The organism is Actibacterium sp. (genome assembly GCF_055134745.1).
In genome coordinates this window covers 25,685-42,504 of sequence record NZ_JBSRVX010000044.1, presented here as the reverse complement: position 1 = coordinate 42,504, position 16,820 = coordinate 25,685, and the positions used below count along the sequence as shown (strand labels likewise).

General features: G+C 63.0%; 13 protein-coding genes and 1 CRISPR repeat array. Of the genes, 4 read left to right on the top strand and 9 right to left on the bottom strand.

Features of this window, described 5'->3' with window-relative positions:
* Window positions 1–2 precede the first annotated feature (2 nt).
* Window positions 3–2,489, top strand: coding sequence for a DUF3141 domain-containing protein (locus ACTCHC_RS09175; protein WP_463022184.1), 2,487 nt, complete (start codon window positions 3–5; stop codon window positions 2,487–2,489).
* A gap of 28 nt (window positions 2,490–2,517) precedes the next feature.
* Window positions 2,518–4,986: direct repeats of the CRISPR family, unit length 29 nt; unit sequence CGGTTCATCCCCGCGTGGGTGGGGAACAG.
* Between the two features lie 60 nt (window positions 4,987–5,046).
* Here ACTCHC_RS09175 and cas2e read toward each other — a convergent pair.
* From cas2e to cas3, 8 genes are all read right to left on the bottom strand, one after another.
* Window positions 5,047–5,331, bottom strand: a complete 285-nt coding sequence (gene cas2e, locus ACTCHC_RS09170) for a type I-E CRISPR-associated endoribonuclease Cas2e (RefSeq protein ID WP_463022183.1) — start codon at window positions 5,329–5,331, stop codon at window positions 5,047–5,049.
* The gene (cas1e, locus tag ACTCHC_RS09165) at window positions 5,312–6,253 is read right to left on the bottom strand and encodes a type I-E CRISPR-associated endonuclease Cas1e (protein ID WP_463022182.1); all 942 of its coding nucleotides are present in this window, start codon (window positions 6,251–6,253) and stop codon (window positions 5,312–5,314) included. Before cas1e ends, cas2e begins: the two co-directional genes overlap by 20 nt.
* Window positions 6,253–6,918 carry a type I-E CRISPR-associated protein Cas6/Cse3/CasE gene (cas6e, locus tag ACTCHC_RS09160; RefSeq protein WP_463022181.1) on the bottom strand — a complete coding sequence of 222 codons (666 nt, stop codon included), beginning with the start codon at window positions 6,916–6,918 and terminating at the stop codon, window positions 6,253–6,255. Before cas6e ends, cas1e begins: the two co-directional genes overlap by 1 nt.
* Complete coding sequence (cas5e, locus tag ACTCHC_RS09155) at window positions 6,915–7,607, bottom strand: type I-E CRISPR-associated protein Cas5/CasD (protein WP_463022180.1); 693 nt, start codon at window positions 7,605–7,607, stop codon at window positions 6,915–6,917. Before cas5e ends, cas6e begins: the two co-directional genes overlap by 4 nt.
* Complete coding sequence (gene cas7e, locus ACTCHC_RS09150; protein ID WP_463022179.1) at window positions 7,600–8,673, bottom strand: type I-E CRISPR-associated protein Cas7/Cse4/CasC; 1,074 nt, start codon at window positions 8,671–8,673, stop codon at window positions 7,600–7,602. The genes cas5e and cas7e overlap by 8 nt, the downstream gene beginning before the upstream one ends.
* The gene (gene casB / locus ACTCHC_RS09145; RefSeq protein ID WP_463022178.1) at window positions 8,670–9,191 is read right to left on the bottom strand and encodes a type I-E CRISPR-associated protein Cse2/CasB; all 522 of its coding nucleotides are present in this window, start codon (window positions 9,189–9,191) and stop codon (window positions 8,670–8,672) included. Before casB ends, cas7e begins: the two co-directional genes overlap by 4 nt.
* Window positions 9,188–10,666, bottom strand: a complete 1,479-nt coding sequence (casA, locus tag ACTCHC_RS09140; protein WP_463022177.1) for a type I-E CRISPR-associated protein Cse1/CasA — start codon at window positions 10,664–10,666, stop codon at window positions 9,188–9,190. The genes casB and casA overlap by 4 nt, the downstream gene beginning before the upstream one ends.
* 85 nt (window positions 10,667–10,751) lie before the next feature.
* Window positions 10,752–13,199 carry a CRISPR-associated helicase Cas3' gene (gene cas3, locus ACTCHC_RS09135; protein ID WP_463022176.1) on the bottom strand — a complete coding sequence of 816 codons (2,448 nt, stop codon included), beginning with the start codon at window positions 13,197–13,199 and terminating at the stop codon, window positions 10,752–10,754.
* Between the two features lie 468 nt (window positions 13,200–13,667).
* Between cas3 and ACTCHC_RS09130 the strand changes: the two genes are divergently transcribed.
* Window positions 13,668–13,877 carry a hypothetical protein gene (locus ACTCHC_RS09130; protein ID WP_463022175.1) on the top strand — a complete coding sequence of 70 codons (210 nt, stop codon included), beginning with the start codon at window positions 13,668–13,670 and terminating at the stop codon, window positions 13,875–13,877.
* On the opposite strand, the gene ACTCHC_RS09125 is transcribed toward ACTCHC_RS09130, so the two are convergent.
* On the bottom strand, window positions 13,861–14,619 hold the full coding sequence (locus ACTCHC_RS09125; RefSeq protein ID WP_463022174.1) for a Crp/Fnr family transcriptional regulator: 759 nt from the start codon (window positions 14,617–14,619) through the stop codon (window positions 13,861–13,863). The two genes, ACTCHC_RS09130 and ACTCHC_RS09125, sit on opposite strands and share 17 nt — an antisense overlap.
* Window positions 14,620–15,008: 389 nt before the next feature.
* On the opposite strand from ACTCHC_RS09125, the gene ACTCHC_RS09120 reads away from it, so the two are divergent.
* Both ACTCHC_RS09120 and ACTCHC_RS09115 read left to right on the top strand, forming a co-directional pair.
* On the top strand, window positions 15,009–15,926 hold the full coding sequence (locus ACTCHC_RS09120) for a Crp/Fnr family transcriptional regulator (RefSeq protein ID WP_463022173.1): 918 nt from the start codon (window positions 15,009–15,011) through the stop codon (window positions 15,924–15,926).
* 190 nt (window positions 15,927–16,116) lie between these two features.
* Entirely contained in the window at window positions 16,117–16,653 is a 537-nt protein-coding gene (locus ACTCHC_RS09115) for an Hsp20/alpha crystallin family protein (RefSeq protein ID WP_463022172.1), read from the top strand.
* The last annotated feature ends 167 nt before the right edge of the window (window positions 16,654–16,820 follow it).

The window sequence follows — 16,820 nt, the reverse complement described above, 5'->3', positions numbered from 1 at the left end:
TAATGGCCAGTCTCTACGATCTTTTCGATCCGGCCCGTGCGGCCCGCGCCTTTGATCCCTCGCGCGATCTCGGGGGACGCATGGCAGAGATGATCACAGGCCTGACGGACCAGACAGGCAGCGGAACCGAAACGGGCCGTATCCTGTCCACCTCGGCGACGCGGCAGAGCCAGCGGATGCTGGAGAAACACGGCAAACGGTTTGGCGCCCTGGCCGAGGCGATGCATGCGCAGGTCGAAGCACTGTCTGCACCGGACACGCGCGCAACAATTGGCAACGCCTGGCGCGAATACCTGCGCGACGCTGGCGAGAGGATGGTGCTGACCGCCGATGCGCTGCGCCAGCGTGGCGATATCTTTCTGGACCACGAGGAAAAGGGCTGCCCGCCGGTTCTGGTCTATGACCATGAGCAGGTGATGGACGGGGCCGACCTGCCGCATCCCTCGAACTATGAGTTGTTGCGCATCCTGCCACCCGAAGGCGTGATGATCGACGAGGCCAGGCGCCCGTTCATCATCATCGACCCGCGCGCGGGCCACGGGCCGGGAATCGGCGGCTTCAAGACCGACAGTCAGGTGGGTGTGGCCCTGAAGGCCGGCCACCCGGTCTATTTCGTGTCGTTCCGCAGGATGCCAGAACCCGGGCAATCTCTCAGCCATGTCGTTCGTGCAGAAGCCGCCTTCGTGCGCGAGGTGATGCGCCGGCACCCGGCCGCCCCCAAGCCCATCGTCACCGGCAACTGCCAGGGCGGCTGGGCCACGCTGCTTCTAGCCGCGACCAACCCTGACATAACCGGCCCGATCGTGGTGAACGGCGCGCCGGTGGCGCCCTGGTCCGGCAAGGTGGGTGAAAACCCGATGCGCTATAATGCGGGCGTCCTTGGCGGCACCTGGATGCCGATGCTGCTGGCCGATCTGGGCGGCGGGGTCTTCGATGGTGCACATCTCGTGCAGAACTTCGAGATGCTGAACCCCTCGCGCACGATGTTCCGGAAATATGTCGATCTCTATCGCGAGGTTGACACGGGCGTGGATCAATTTCTGGAGTTCGAGACCTGGTGGGGCGGCTTCTTTCTGCTCAACGCGCCGGAAATCGAGTGGATCGTCGAACAGCTGTTCATCGGCAACCGCCTGGTCAAGAACGAGGCACGCCTGGAACCGGGCCGCCCCGTGGATCTCAAGGCCATCCGCTCGCCGATCATCGTCTTTGCCAGCCATGGCGACAACATCACCCCGCCCCAGCAGGCCCTGAACTGGATTACCGAGACCTATGCCGACGTGCAGGAAATCCGCATCCGCGGACAGCGCATCGTCTTCATGGTGCACGATCAGGTCGGGCATCTGGGCATCTTCGTCTCCGGCTCGGTCGCCAGGCGTGAACATTCCGAGATGAATTCGACCCTTGCCACGATCGAGGCGCTGGCGCCGGGGCTTTACGAGATGGTGATCGAGGACATCCAGGGCGAAGGTGCTGACAAACGCTTTGTCGTAAGCTTTGCCGAGCGCAACTTCGACCATATCCGCGCCCTTGACGACGACTTCGCCGACGAGCGCCCCTTCGCCGCCGTGGCGCGCGCCTCCGAGGTGCAGGCGCAGATTTACGATGCGGTGATGCGCCCGGTGATCAGGGCCATCGTCACGCCGTCGATGGCCGAAATGTCGCGCGCCCTGCACCCCCAGCGAACCAGCCGTGCGCTGATATCATCCAGAAACCCTGTCATGCGGGGTTTGCCCGCGATGGCGCAGAAGGTGCGCCAGGATCGGAATCCGGCCGCCAGCGACAACCCGTTCGTCATGGCCGAAAGCGTGATGATCGAGGCGATGACACAGGCGATCGACCTGTGGCGCGACCAGCGCGACATGATGGTCGAGCTGACCTTCTTTTCGGTCTGGAGCAACCCCTGGGCACGCGCCTTTGGCCGCAGTCACGAACTGCACCGCACGCTGAAGGACCAGACCGAGTTGCGCGCCCTGCCGCAGGTGCAGGCGGCGCTGGCGACAATCGAAGAAGGCGGCTTTGCCGAGGCTGTGATCCGGATGCTGGTGCTTCTGGCCGAGAACCGCAGGGGCGTGCGCCGCGACCGGCTGGAACGGTCGTCGCGCGTGCTGACCGAAGACGAGCCCTTTGCCGGCCTCGGGGCGGACAGACGCGCCGCGATGATCGGGCAGCAGACCCTGATCGTCACGTATGAACCCGAGCGCGCCATCGAGACGCTGCCGCTTCTGCTGCAAACCCCCGAAGATCGCGATCTGGCGATCCGCACGGTGTTCTATGTGCCGGGCGAGGTGGACGAGATGGCGCCCGGGACCCTCAGCATGTTGCACCGCTTCTGCGATGTGCTGGATGTGCCACGCCGGACCAAAACCGTGTCCGAAGACCCGCTGCGCGCCACAGGTCCTGCCCTGCAGGCCGAAACCCCACCCAAACCCGCGACCGCCAAGCTTGTCCACGCCGCAGCCGGAAAGACCCGGGTGGGCGAGCAACAGTAGGGCCAGCCGCACCGCGCAGACCCGAAACCGGTTCATCCCCGCGTGGGTGGGGAACAGATATTGCTCAGCCGCTTGGCGCGCGCCTGCGGCGGTTCATCCCCGCGTGGGTGGGGAACAGTAACCGGCGATGCCGAAACCGGGCCAAAAGTCCGGTTCATCCCCGCGTGGGTGGGGAACAGCAGCACACCAGGAAGCACTGCCACGGCTCAAGCGGTTTATCCCCGCGTGGGTGGGGAACAGGCCAGGTGCCTACGTTCCACGCCGCCTATATTCGGTTCATCCCCGCGTGGGTGGGGAACAGTTCCTTATCCCCGGCTGGCTGAAACGGCTGGTCGGTTCATCCCCGCGTGGGTGGGGAACAGATCCCGCGCGTGTTCAAATAAAATACGCATCACGGTTCATCCCCGCGTGGGTGGGGAACAGCTGGGTCAGGCGCAGGCAGGTTCCATCGAAGTCGGTTCATCCCCGCGTGGGTGGGGAACAGATCAGACAAAACAGAGTGAGCCATCGCCGCCCCGGTTCATCCCCGCGTGGGTGGGGAACAGGCGGGTTACAGGTGCCGCAAGAGGCCATTCAGCGGTTCATCCCCGCGTGGGTGGGGAACAGGCATAACCGGAACGGATGATGTGCAGGAATTGCGGTTCATCCCCGCGTGGGTGGGGAACAGTTCTGCAGCCTCTGCCTGCTTGATCCAATCCTCGGTTCATCCCCGCGTGGGTGGGGAACAGATCTGGCCACCATCGCGGCTGGCATGGCTGCGCGGTTCATCCCCGCGTGGGTGGGGAACAGCCGCGCGGCGTAGTGATGAACGCCGCGAACCCCGGTTCATCCCCGCGTGGGTGGGGAACAGCGTTGCGCCCATCGCTAGCGCGCCCATGGCGACGGTTCATCCCCGCGTGGGTGGGGAACAGGCGGTCGATTTCAGGCCGCGTCAGATATCGCTCGGTTCATCCCCGCGTGGGTGGGGAACAGTTTCTGGGCGTCATACATTTTTTTCAGGATTTCGGTTCATCCCCGCGTGGGTGGGGAACAGGTGGTATGCTCTCTCAGGAAATTCAGCTTGAGCGGTTCATCCCCGCGTGGGTGGGGAACAGGAAAACGCGGTGCGTAATCCTGCGTCCCGCGCCGGCTCATCCCCGCGTGGGTGGGGAACAGTCCTGGGTCATTGGTTCCAGCCTGTTGCCGCGCGGTTCATCCCCGCGTGGGTGGGGAACAGCCGAGTCGGTCGCCAGCAATTGCGACTGCCTGCGGTTCATCCCCGCGTGGGTGGGGAACAGTTTTCCGAACCATGCTTTGAAATCTGCAAAAACGGTTCATCCCCGCGTGGGTGGGGAACAGTTCTCCTGCCGAAGCAGGGATTCCTTTTCGGCCGGTTCATCCCCGCGTGGGTGGGGAACAGGTCGCGACAGCGGTTGCCACGGTCAGGATCAGCGGTTCATCCCCGCGTGGGTGGGGAACAGGCCCCACGCGCGGGGGATCTTCATGCTGCGCTCGGTTCATCCCCGCGTGGGTGGGGAACAGTTCACTCCATTCCAGATGGCCTTGCGGGCCTGCGGTTCATCCCCGCGTGGGTGGGGAACAGTTGTCAGTGACCCAGAACAGATCAGCGACAATCGGTTCATCCCCGCGTGGGTGGGGAACAGGGCTGGCACGTATTACGCCGAATTTGAGGTTACGGTTCATCCCCGCGTGGGTGGGGAACAGTTTGCGCGGCGGCGGGTGCATTGAATGGTGGGCGGTTCATCCCCGCGTGGGTGGGGAACAGTCTCGCCACAGCCTAAGATGCTCGTTTTCGGGCGGTTCATCCCCGCGTGGGTGGGGAACAGAACCCCTACGGGCAGGGGGATCGTGCAAAGCACGGTTCATCCCCGCGTGGGTGGGGAACAGCCGCCCGAGGGCGCGATGAACAGCGCGGTGCGCGGTTCATCCCCGCGTGGGTGGGGAACAGGGCGTGGGCAGGGTCGGTTGCTTCAAAGCAGTCGGTTCATCCCCGCGTGGGTGGGGAACAGGCCGGTGGATGGTCATATTGCACCGCCTTTCGCGGTTCATCCCCGCGTGGGTGGGGAACAGGCATTATGCGCAAGGCGCACGGTCTCAGAGACCGGTTCATCCCCGCGTGGGTGGGGAACAGGGCATATCTCGGTGTCAACGTCAGCGAACTGACGGTTCATCCCCGCGTGGGTGGGGAACAGTTTTTGACGCTGGGCCAGATTGGTGACGGCGGCGGTTCATCCCCGCGTGGGTGGGGAACAGGCCGGGGCCGGGGCGGATAATGAACTGGTGAACGGTTCATCCCCGCGTGGGTGGGGAACAGATCCCGCGCGTGTTCAAATAAAATACGCATCACGGTTCATCCCCGCGTGGGTGGGGAACAGGATTGTTACGGCATTGGCGCTGGTCGCTGTTCCGGTTCATCCCCGCGTGGGTGGGGAACAGAAAGAGACCAGTTGCGAAGTTTTCCGCTCTGGCGGTTCATCCCCGCGTGGGTGGGGAACAGACTTGCCAGAGGGTATTGATTTCCCACATTTTTTACAATGTCAAAGAGCTTACCGCTTTTTCAGCGGTTACGAGGCAGAAAACTTACCAGCTTCAGGCCGTCGAAATCCACCGGCATGCGCCGGTTTTTTCCCACGGTCAGAAAATCGAAGCCCTGATCGGTCGGGGCCTTCCAAATCATCACGGCGTCGCCCTCGTCGATATAGGCGACGACCTGATCCCAGATACGGTCGCGGGTGCGGGCGGAATAGTCGCCGACAAAAACCCCGGCCCTTACCTCGAGCAGCCATGCCGCCAAGCGACCCCGCAGGCGGTGCGGCGCGTTCTCAACCACGATGACCAGCATCGCCGCCCGCCTCCGGATCGTCAAAGGCCGGACCGATCGCCTCGGGCGGGGGGTCGGGGCGGGACAGTTCACCGGCCGACAGAACCTCTTCGATCTGCGGAATGATCTGCGACAACAATCCCGAGCGCCGAAAGGCATCGCGACAGGCCAGGCGCACAGCGCGATCCGGGGACATAACCAGCTTTCCCCTTGCCGCCTGCCCGGCGATGCGAAACGCCTCGGGCACCACCGTTTGCAACTTCCATAGATCGGCAATGTCATAAACGAAGCTGAGCGGCTTGCCGGTGTGCAGAAAGCCGATGGCCGGTGCATAGCCCGCCGCAAGCACCGCCGCTTCGGTCAGGCCGTGCAGACAGGCGGTGGCAGCCGAGAGGCAGCGATTGGGCACATCACCCGCCTCCCAATCGGTCACGTCATAGCTGCGCCGTTTCCAATCCACCCCGTATTGCTGCGCCAGCAGGGCATAGCTTTCGCGCACCCGAACGCCTTCAATGCCGCGCAACTGATTGATGGACCGTCGCTGCGGTGCATCTTCGCCAAAGCGGATCGCATACATCTTGCGCACCACCCGCAGCCGCGCGTCATCGTTCAGCGCAATCGAGGCCTGCCACAGCAGCCGATCGGCACGCGCGCCACCCGGCTGACCTGCGGAATAAAGCCGCACCCCGGCCTCGCCAACCCAGGTGATTAGCGTGCCCACCCGGGCGGCCAGGGCCACGGCCGCATGCGATATCCGCGCGCCGGGCTCCAGCATGATCCCGGCCAGGCCACCCACCGGAATTTGCGTGCGGGTGCCGTCGGCATTTACCGCCACAAAGGCACCGTCCTGCACATCCAGCTGTGCGCGTTCCACAAATACCAGAGAGGCGCGATCCTTGAGCGGGATCGGCTTTGGCGGCGGCAAACCTGAAAGGCCGGCCATCACGCGCGCCTGATCAGCATCAGACCGCAGCCAAAGGCCTTGGCCCGGCCAAAGCCACTGCAAAGTCTGGCCAGAAACGCCGTGGTGTCCGTCACCTCCAGCAGCCCCGACAGATCAAGGATGCCGAACTGCGGCTGGCCCTTGCGCGCGCCCATGTGGTCGGGCAAAGCAGCCACCGAATAATCGCCCACATCGACCTGCACGACACGGAAACCGGCGGTTTCCCCCTGTCGCGACAGCCAGGCCGCACCTTCACGCTGGGCTATGTTCATACGCTGATCGGCCCGTTTGCCCTGGGGGATGGCGTGCAAGGCGTCCATCACGACGTCTACACGGCCCTTGCCCTTGCGATCGCGCGTCGCATTGGCGCGCAGGGTGAAATTCAGCCGATCGCCCACCTGCAATACCGGGGCAAAGGGTTTCACATCCACCTCGAACAGATCACTCTGGATTGGCGGGCGAGCCGAGAGTGCATAGAAACTGCCCTTGCCATCCTCACGCCACAGGAAATCACGGCGTTGATCGGCGGTTTCGGCAAAAGCGGCCCAGATCAGGCGATGATGTGCATCCAGGCGCGGCCCGTGATCGTCCGGATTCAGAAGCTTGTCCAACGCCTGCACCGAAGGATGGGACGACAATCGCAAACGTGACAAATACAGGGTCATGACCTCACTCCCGGGGCGATATGCACGACCTGAAACGCCACCTCGCGCGGGGCGAAATGCCATTTTGCACGATCCAGCGGCATGTCATGGCGTTCCTCCCGGTGACGCGCCCCGGGCGCATCCGCGGCATCACAGATCAACAGCCTGGCCACCGCCCCTGCACGCCACGGCGGCAACTGCACCTGCGCCAAGGCCGCTTCGGCGCTGTCGGCCTGCACGATCCTGGCCCCCAACGGCGCCGCCAGCGGACAGGACTTGCGCCCCAGGTAAAGCGTGAACGCCGGACGGCGCAGGGCATCCCGCAGAACTGTCAACTCGTCGCCCCAGACCGCCACGCCATAAAGCGCGCCCTGCCGGTAATCGCGCAACGTGATTGTCGTGTTGGTGCGCAAAGGGGCGGCACGCAGCGCATCGGGCCGTGATTGCGGGCGTTTGGCCACGGCGGTGGGCACGGTTTCCACCGTATGATAATCACGCAGCGGCTGGCCCTGATCGAACACCGCCACGGCCATTTTCAGCCCGTCCAGCGCCGTGAAATCGCCCTCTCGGCTGATCCCTTGCGCCGCCCCCAGAAGCCCAAGCATGGCCGAGCGCCCCGGCCAGCCCAAGGAGCCGCGCCGCTCATGCCCGGCCAGATCGCCCATCGCCCCAAGGCTGGCGGTCAGGGTGAAAACCAGGAACTCAGGCATCGGCAACCGCGCCCGCGGCAAAGGCCACGATGTCTGCCAGCGTGCCCTGACCCAGCATCACATCCATGACCCGGAAATCATCATAAGCGATGTCGTAGGCGTCATTGATTTTGGCGCACATCTGATCCAGCGCGTCGATAGAGGCCCGTTCGGCGCCATCCTTGTGCTTCAGATCGACCGCCCTGAAGAACGCCCCGGTCAGATCGCGCGGCTGCGCGCTGCCTTTTTCCGCCCGCACATAGCAGGCCCGCGGGTGATGGGCATGGCTGTTCTGCTTGCCGCGCGGGGTGGCGGTGGCCAGCGCCTGCGCCAAGGCCTCCAGCCCTTTGGCGGCCAGATCCTTGTCGCCCGCCAGATTGCGCACCAGCAGGTCGCAATTCACGCAGACATAAAGGTAATAGACGCCAGAGCCGAAGGCATGTTCGCCCAGATGCCCCGCCCCGGTATCCTCGGCCTTGTTCAGATCATCGACGGCCGAATACCAGTCTTCCTCGGCCAGGGCCTGATGGGTAGTGATGGCATGGCCGACCTGCACCGCCGCCTCGCGGTTGAAATCGGGATCATCGGCCAGCATTCGCCCGAACATCGCGATATCCACCGCACCGTCAGCACGTCGCAGAACCGTGCCCTTCATATCCTTCGGCTCTGGCTCTCCTGCCAGCAATTTCGCGGCCAATTCATCGGCAAAGCGCCATTCATCGGGGGATACGAATGCCAGGGTTGTCGCCTTCGGCTTTTCCGCCTCGCCCTTCGCCGGGGCCTCGAGCTTGGAAAACACCTTCGCCACCTGCAAGGCCACCTTGCGCGCGGCCTCGGCCCCTGCCCCGTCCGCGATCAGCTTTTTCTCGATCTCCTCGCCAATCCGCTTGGTCCGCACTCCCAGATTGCCCGCCAACCCGGCCTGAAACGCCGGGCTTTCCCGCAACGCGCGCTTGATCGACTGCGATGACAGCCGCAGCCGTGGTGCACCGCCCAGCGTAGCCTGCTTTGGCCGCCCCTGATCGTCGCGGTTCGGGTTCGACGGCGGATAGGTGGTCAATACATGAAATTGCAGAAAGGTGGTCATTGCGAAATCTCCTCATCAATCGCATCCGCGCTGTCTTTCAGCGCGTCGGGCGTCGCCGCCCCGAAATATTGAAAACACCAGCGGCTGCGGGTCTTTTCGGACCAGTGCAACATATCCTGACCCAGGTCCGCCACGTTGCAACGCCGATCAGCCATGACAATCGATCGGCGCAGCGCATCGGTCAGATCACCTTCCGCCACCCGCATCAGCCGCTGAAACCGCAGGGCCGACATCGCCGGGGGATCACCCCCCAGGGCCGCTGCCAGCGGCTTGCCCGAATGTTCACGCACTTCGGCCAGAACCTGCACCAAACGGATCAGCGCCGCCGCATCCTTGACACCCAGCGCCCGCCCCAGATCATGCACCGCCGCCTCGGCCAGCACCGCGACCGGCCCCGCCCGCCGCAACCGGGCCGCAAGCCCCCGTGCGGCCCCCGACTCTCGGTCGCCGATGTTGCGCGACCACCAGCCCAGAATGATCTGGCCCCTGGTCGCTTCGCGCTTTGCATCCTCGCTCATGCCCCCGCCCTTTCCTTGGCCTGCCTGGGTGCGGGTTGCATCCCCAGCTTGCCGAACATTGCTGATCCGTATTTGCCATAGCCTTTGAAACAGCCCGCAAGCAGCCGTTGCGCCGTCACGATCTGCTGAATCTGATCCGTTCCCTGCTGGTCCAGCCCTGGCAAGGCCCGCGCGTCGAACCGCGCCATCGCCACCCGTCGCAATTCCAACAGCCAGTCGGCAGCCACATCCGCCAGCGCCCTGCCCGCCTGTAAATCCGCCAACCGCGCCTGAAATGCAGGCTCGGTATCCATATAAAACGCTTCCCGCTCGGCCTCGCGGCCCTCGGAATCCCCCATCAGCGGCTCCAATGCCATCCGCAGCGCCAGGCCTGCCTGCTCTGCCGCCTCGATCAGACCGGCCAGCATGACCTCGCCCGCCCGGTCAAGATTGACGAGAGGCTGAACCGACTGGATGAAATCCCGAGGCTTCATGTTGTCCATGGCCCAGCCCGCCACGATCACCGACCCGCCCCCACCGCGCCGCGCATATCGCAACCGCAACACGCGCGCGCGCTGGCGCAGGTCGGTATCGGATGCTTCGGCCAGAATCCCCAGCCAGTGCCGATACCCGAACCGCCCGGCACGCGGATGAACCGGCAGCAATTCCGCGCCAGCCTTCTGCCGGTAATAGGGTGTCAAAGGATGCTCCCACCCGGCATAATTGGTGCCCCAGGGCCGCTGCACCACGCCCGTCACCACATCGCCCTCAACCACCAGGCGCAAACGGCGCGGCATGCCGAAAAATACCTCTGCCCCCAGATCATGCCCCGGCGGCGGGAACACCTGCACGCCAGTATCCGAAACTTTCGTTGGCCGCATCCACGGCAGCGCCGCCACCCCCTGCGCCTTGCCATCGGGCACATTCGCCCAGATCAGCGACCACAGACCGGCCCCAGGATCAACCAATGTCACCAAAGGCCCGCCGCCGCGCATCGAGGTGCGGTTGCCCGCCCCACCTGATGGCGCATGGGCCTGAAACGTATACAGGGCCATCGCCGCCAAGGGCAGGTCCAAAGCCGGATAGCGTCCGCGTCGCACCATCAGATCGGCATTGTTCCTGGCGGTATTTGCGCCCGCAGAGTCGATGAACAGCATGTCGGGCGGGCCGGGCGCATCTTGCAGCGCCACGAAATCCTGCAAGAACAGCGGCCCCTCGCCCGTCAGGTTGAAGGCCGGGGCCAGCGCGGCCAGCCTTGTCCGCAACCGTTCCGCATCCTGGGCCTGGCGATCCTGCCAATCCTCTATGTCCTCGGGCGGATCGACAAGGAATACGAGGCCGATCAGCAGTTCCAGACAGGCGATGTTCAGATCGGCACGCGGCCAATCGGGGCGCAGCAGGCCGGGATCGGTGATCTGCCAGGGCGCAATAATGCGGCGCTGGCCTTGGGTATCAAGGACTGGAATCCATGGGTCGGAAATAAGATTTAGGGGCAATTGAACACCACTCAAAGCAACTTATGCGGGAATGATGCACAGGGGATAGCTGTCTGTAAATCCATATATTGTGGCAGACGCCACTCTAGCCCTCAAATATCAGGCCCCGATCCGCCTCATAACGCAAGCCCCCGCAGATCATTCCGCCCTCCTCCACCGGGCACAGATCCGCATGTTTCCAGTCCGGCCAATCCCTGCGCAGTACGCTGATCTCGGGCGCGGTCTGGTCGGGTAAATCCAGCGCGTCAAATCGCCATGCTGCGGCTGTCACCTCGGACAGGGCCCAGCCCTCCGGTCCGTCGATCCAGGGCACCAGGCGCCCGCCAACCCGCCGCGCCAGCACCAGCACCCGCTGCACCTGCCCCAACCGCGTCGGATATTCCGCATCATCTGCCGCCGCCCCGCCCATGCGATAGCCATCGTCCAGCTTGACGGTGTTCTGCCAGCCCCGCGCCGCCTGTGCCATCGCACCACCAACACGCTCTGTTTCAGCGCGCTGCAACGGTTCGGGCAGCGGCCCAACTTCATCTTCCACCGCTTCGATCAGCGCCCGCAACCCCGCAGGCGCCACGATCTGACCTTGTGTGAACAACTGCTCTGCCGTGCGCCATTGCACATCCTGCGGATAGACATAGGCCCCGCGATCCAGCGCGCCTTGCAGCCAGCGCCCATTTTTCACCTGCCCCGGATCAGGGGAAAGCGCATATAAAACAGGGCCTTGCACGGGGCGGGCCGCGCGCGGTCGCAGCGCCATATGTCGCCATAAACGCCCGGCACGCTGGATCAGACTGGCCATCGGGGCCAAATCCGAAACCATCACGTCAAAATCCAGATCCATCGAAGATTCAAGAACTTGCGTGGCCACCACCACGCGACCAGCCCGGTTCTGACCCGTCTTGCCAAACCGCCCTATCACTGCCGCCTCGATCCGCTTGCGGTCCCCCAGGGCAAAGCGGGCATGCAGCAATTCGGCCTGCACCCCCGCCGCGCGCAGGGCATCGACCGCCGCGATCGCATCATCCACCGCATTGCGCACCCAGACACAGGCTGCCCCCTGCCCGGCTTTGTCCGCCAGCAGCGCCACGACCGCAGCCGTATCGCCCAGCCGCTCTACCTGCACGGGACCACGCGCGCCCACCGTCTGCGGAAAATCAACCCGCGTCTCGCCTTGCGCCACCGTCAGTGCCGGATAGGCCGCATTCGCGCTTGCCCCGCCGTAAATCGCCAACAGCTTTGCCCGTTGCTGCAAAGGCAAGGTCGCCGTCAGCAGGATCGCCGATCCGCCCGCCCGTTTGTGCGCCTTCAGCAGTTGTTCGAGGGCCACCGCCAGATAGGGGTCGCCCAGTTCGTGAACCTCGTCGACAATCAGGATTTTCGACGACAGCCCGAAATGGCGCAGCGTGGAAAACTTTGTCGGCAGGACGGAAAGCAAGGCCTGATCAATCGTGCCGACCCCCACATCGGCCAGCAATGCCCTGCGGCGGTTGTCGGCCAACCATGTCGAACAAACGATCTCGCCTGCCTCATCGCGCGCGCGGCCAACAAGATCTTGAAACGGCACCGAAAGCCCGGCCCGCCCATGTGCCAGCGTGACTGATGGTCTGGCCTGAAACATCAGGCCCACCACATCACCAGCCCTCGCGAACATCGCATCCGCCGTCGCCATCGTCGGCAGGGCAAAAAACAGCCCCCGCCCCTTGCCCGCCACCATCATCCGCTGCGCCAGGATCAGCGCGGCCTCGGTCTTGCCCGCGCCGGTTTCATCCTCGATCACGGCCAGCATCGGCCCGTCGGTCAAGGCGATTTCAGCGCAGGCCGCCTGCATCGGGCGCGGGGCAAAATCAAACAAGGCGGCATTGCCCGGCAGGGGCGCTCCCAGCCCTGCCGCCTCTACCGCCAGCGCTGCTTTTTGCCGCGCCATGGCCAGGTATTCCGGCAGGTCCAGGTGCGCAGCTGTCGCCTCGAACCACTCGACATTCGACCCGATCCAATCCGCCGCCGCCACCAGGCCCGGCAACCACCAGCTCAGGTTGCAGGCCTGATGTTTGTCCAGATCGGCGTTCGCCGATAAAGGCCAAAGCGCCTGCATCTGCGTCGTCAGCTCGGCCGCATCCTGCACGCCTTGCGCACTGGCCGCGTCTAGCATCCGGTCGGCATCGCGACCCAAATCCCTGTTTGGCGGGCGGCCATGATGCCCAGCCGCTGCGGCATAAAGCAAACCGCTTCTCGTGCTGCGCATGGCGGACAGAGGGTTGAATTTCTGCAGATAGACCTCGCTCACCTCCCAGTGCCGGCCACGCCCCTGCGCAACGCCATCGCGCAACATCGCCCGAAACGCCGCATTCACTTTGCCAATATCATGCAGGGCCACCAGCAGGATCAGCGCCTGGCGCATCGCCGGTTCAAACCCGAACGGCGAGATCAGCCGTTCCGCAACCGCCGCAACGTCCAACATGTGATAGGCCGCCGGATGTTCGACGCCATCCGCCCCTGCACTTTTCCCCGGCCACTCGGCGATAAACGAAAGAACCATGCTATTTCCACGACTGGTTACCAAACTGAAAGACGGCTGAAATCCCCGGCCTGTGGTTGAGCACGCCTACGCGGGGCAAGACATACTTTCATTGCTTGGCACCGCCAGCACAATCACGCAACCACAAACCCAAGCGGATTTTCCGCCTGTTCCCCAGGTTGCTGCGGTGGGAACTGCCCTTGGTCGGGTCGATGCACGTTCATCCCGGTGGACAGTGTGAACCAGCTCAATGGCCGAAGATATTTCCATCCTGGGTTCAGTCGGCATCCTGCGAAGCTGTCGGAAAGACAACAGAATGTGCAACATAATTTTATATATTCATAAGCTTATTATACGAAGTTCATCAATGATAAGCAGGCAACAGATCGGCGCCACGGTTGACGCCCGTCATTGTGGCCGCCTTGCAGGGACGCCATCCTGTCATGGAGTTGAACGATCGGATTCTTCACGACCCGGCGGAGCGCTTCGATGTTGGAAAGCTGCACCCTTGAATTCCGCGACAAGATGGGGCCAGACCCCAAACGTGTATTGCGATGCTTTGTCGATCTTGGCCTGAGCGATCATGAAATCGCGCGCTATTTCGACATTCCCAAACCGCAGATTTCCAGCCTGACCAACGCTTTGCGCAGGTGTTCCGCGCCCGGACCGCCCGTCGCGGTGTTCATCCATCGTCCGTGATCAGGTCGTGACCGGCGACTTCGATCAGCGCCTGCAGGTCGATGATATCGAACGTATAGGGGTCCTGAATGCGCAGCACCCTTTGCGCCTCAAGTTCGTGGATGGCCCTGCTGATCGATTCTTCGCGCGTTCCCAGATATTGCGCCAGATCGGCGCGGCGGATCGGAACATGGATCCTGAAAGACCCGTCGCCGCACGCATTCGCACCGATCCCGCGAAGTTTCCGACGGCTGAGGATCAGCAGGAACGAGGCGACCTTTTCGATGACTTTCCGGCCGCCCAGCAGCAATATCCACTCGCGCGCCGCATCAAGTTCATCCAGGACGCTGACCAGGAACAACCGTTCAATTTCCGGCGCGTGGATCAAGATCTTTTCAAACGGCGCCCTGTCAAAAAGAAAGATGCGGGCATCGGTCAGCGCCTCGATCCGATAGGCGGACGCGCCGTCGAAGATGCGGCCATACATATCTGTGGGAACCAGCAGGCCAATGATGTGGCTGCGCCCGTCCGGAAGCACCTTTTTCATGCAAAGGGTTCCGTCCAGTATGAATCCCAGAAACCGGGGTTCTGCGCCATCCTCGACCAGAATGTCGCCGGCGCTGACCTGCAGCATCTGGGTCGTTTCGGAAATCTCGGCCTTAATTTCAGGGGCCAGCGCATCCAGCAGACGCGCAAGATGCTCGCCCCGTCCATTGCGCAGTTCCGGTGGAAAGGGTGACGGGTTTTGGCGCCCCGCGCTCATCGGGGCATCACGTCAGATCAGCCCGGCACGGGCTGACCTCTGACCACCGGACGGCGCGGCCATAACCCGTTGAAAGAACGCAGAACCAGCCGGTCATTCACTTCCCCCTTGCCCCGATCACGGGTAACATACGTCACAATACCCGCATTGGGAGAAACAATCTTTTAAAACTGCGCATTTTTTGTTCAGATTGATATCAATCAATACGCTCTCGCACGAATCAAGACAACCTGCGCATGTAAAGCGTGTTGTCGACGTCTCAGCCCGCAAGAGGTGCGTCCGGCGGTTATCGTGAACAAGATCGCCCTCCAGGGCGGCACAGCACAGACGCAAGCGACCGGTCGGCGTTGCGACGCGGATCTGCCACCGGGCAAGCCATGGGGTATGAGATGTTTCACAAAGCAATTACGCCAGAAATTTCCGCCTGCGAAATCTGCCCGATCGGAAACTTCGGCACCTGCACCTTTGCCTGCGCACGAACGGTCGAAGAGTTTTTTGCCCGCGGCAAGGTCTGCACCTATCAGGCGAGCCAGACGATCTGGGATGCGCAGACCACTGCGGGGTTCTGGGGCGTTCTGACGGCCGGATATCTGCGGCTGCTTCACTATGGCTTCGACGGACGGCGGCAGATCGTGTCCCTGATGATGCCCGGCGACATCATCAGCAAGGCGCAGGATTGCAGCAAGGGTTTCGTGCTTGAGGCATCGACCGATGCGGTCATTTGCCAGTTCGATGACGCGATCGTGCGCCAGACACTGATCGGTTCCCCCGATTTCGCCCGGGCGGTCTACAAGATGCGGATGAACAAGCTGGACCAGTTGCGCCTGCTGACCTGGGCGCTGGGCACGTTGACCGCCGAAGAACGGATCTGCGCTTTTCTCGCCATCACCACACGTTTCATGCCGTTCCGCCCAGGTCTCGATGGCAGCGGCATCCTGACCATCGAACTTCCGCGTCCGGATATTGCCGATCTTATCGGAACATCGGTCGAAACGATCAGCCGGATCACGCGCCGGCTTGCGGGCGAAGGTCTCATCAGGATCCGTTCGCCAAGGACGTTCGAAATTCCCGATGTGCCGGAGCTGGCGCGCAGGGGATGCGTTGAAACCATATTCGAAACGCAGGTTTTTCCGATGCGGGCACGGGTTGGCAGGGCACAGATGAGTCCCGCATCCGATGACAGCATCCGCATTACCGATACCCTGACGGCAAGATCGGGCGCCCCGCGGGCATCAACCCCGGTCCGGGCAGATTGCGCGCCAAAAAGATCGGGCCATGTCGCTGCCGCCCTTGATCGCCGTCAATGAAAATATTGTGGCCATGCGTTCAGATATATTCGTCTGTCCGGCGCCACCATCAGATCCGAACCTGCCCCAGGGTTCGCACCTGTGACATTCCCCAGGGCGTCCGGGCAGACGACACCTTGGTGGGTGCTGTCCCACTGCCGGGACAGTCACGGCCTGCAAGGTGATATCTGTCATTTTTTGGAGATGAGCCATGGCCGAAAACAAGACCAAAGTTGACGTGAAGAAGGAAAAATCCACCCCCCTGTCCGTGCCAGAGATGCGCAATTCCATCGCCTCGCTGCGCCAGGAGATCGACCGCCTTTTCGACCATTTCAACTGGCCCGATTTCCGCTTTCCGCTGCAAAGACGGATCGAGACGGTCGAACCCATCCGCAGCTGGAACGAGGTCTGGTCCGGCGTACCGGCGATGGATCTGATCGAGCGCAACGGCGAATACGAGGTGCAGGCCGAATTGCCCGGCCTGAATATCGCGGATATCGACGTCAAGCTGAGCGACGGCATGCTGACGATCAAGGGCGAAAAAACCATCGAACATCACGAGGATGACGAAGACTATCATCTTCAGGAACGCGGCTATGGCGCGTTTCAGCGCAGCTTTCGCCTGCCGGGCGGCATTGATGCCGACAAGGTCGCGGCGAAATTCGAGAACGGCGTTCTGACCGTCACGATGCCGAAGACCGCCGAGGCGAAACAAAAGGAACGCAAGGTCGAGGTAAAGGCCGCCTGAAACCGCCAGTCCGTTCGTAGGCTGTTACCGCCGGCGCCCCGCGCATACAGGGGCCGGCTTTTTCGTCGGCATAACACTACGGCCCCGTCGATCGCCCCAGAACCGCCTTCGCCAATATGAACGTAGTTTCGGGCGTTCCGTCCGCACTGACCCCGTGTCAGTCGATA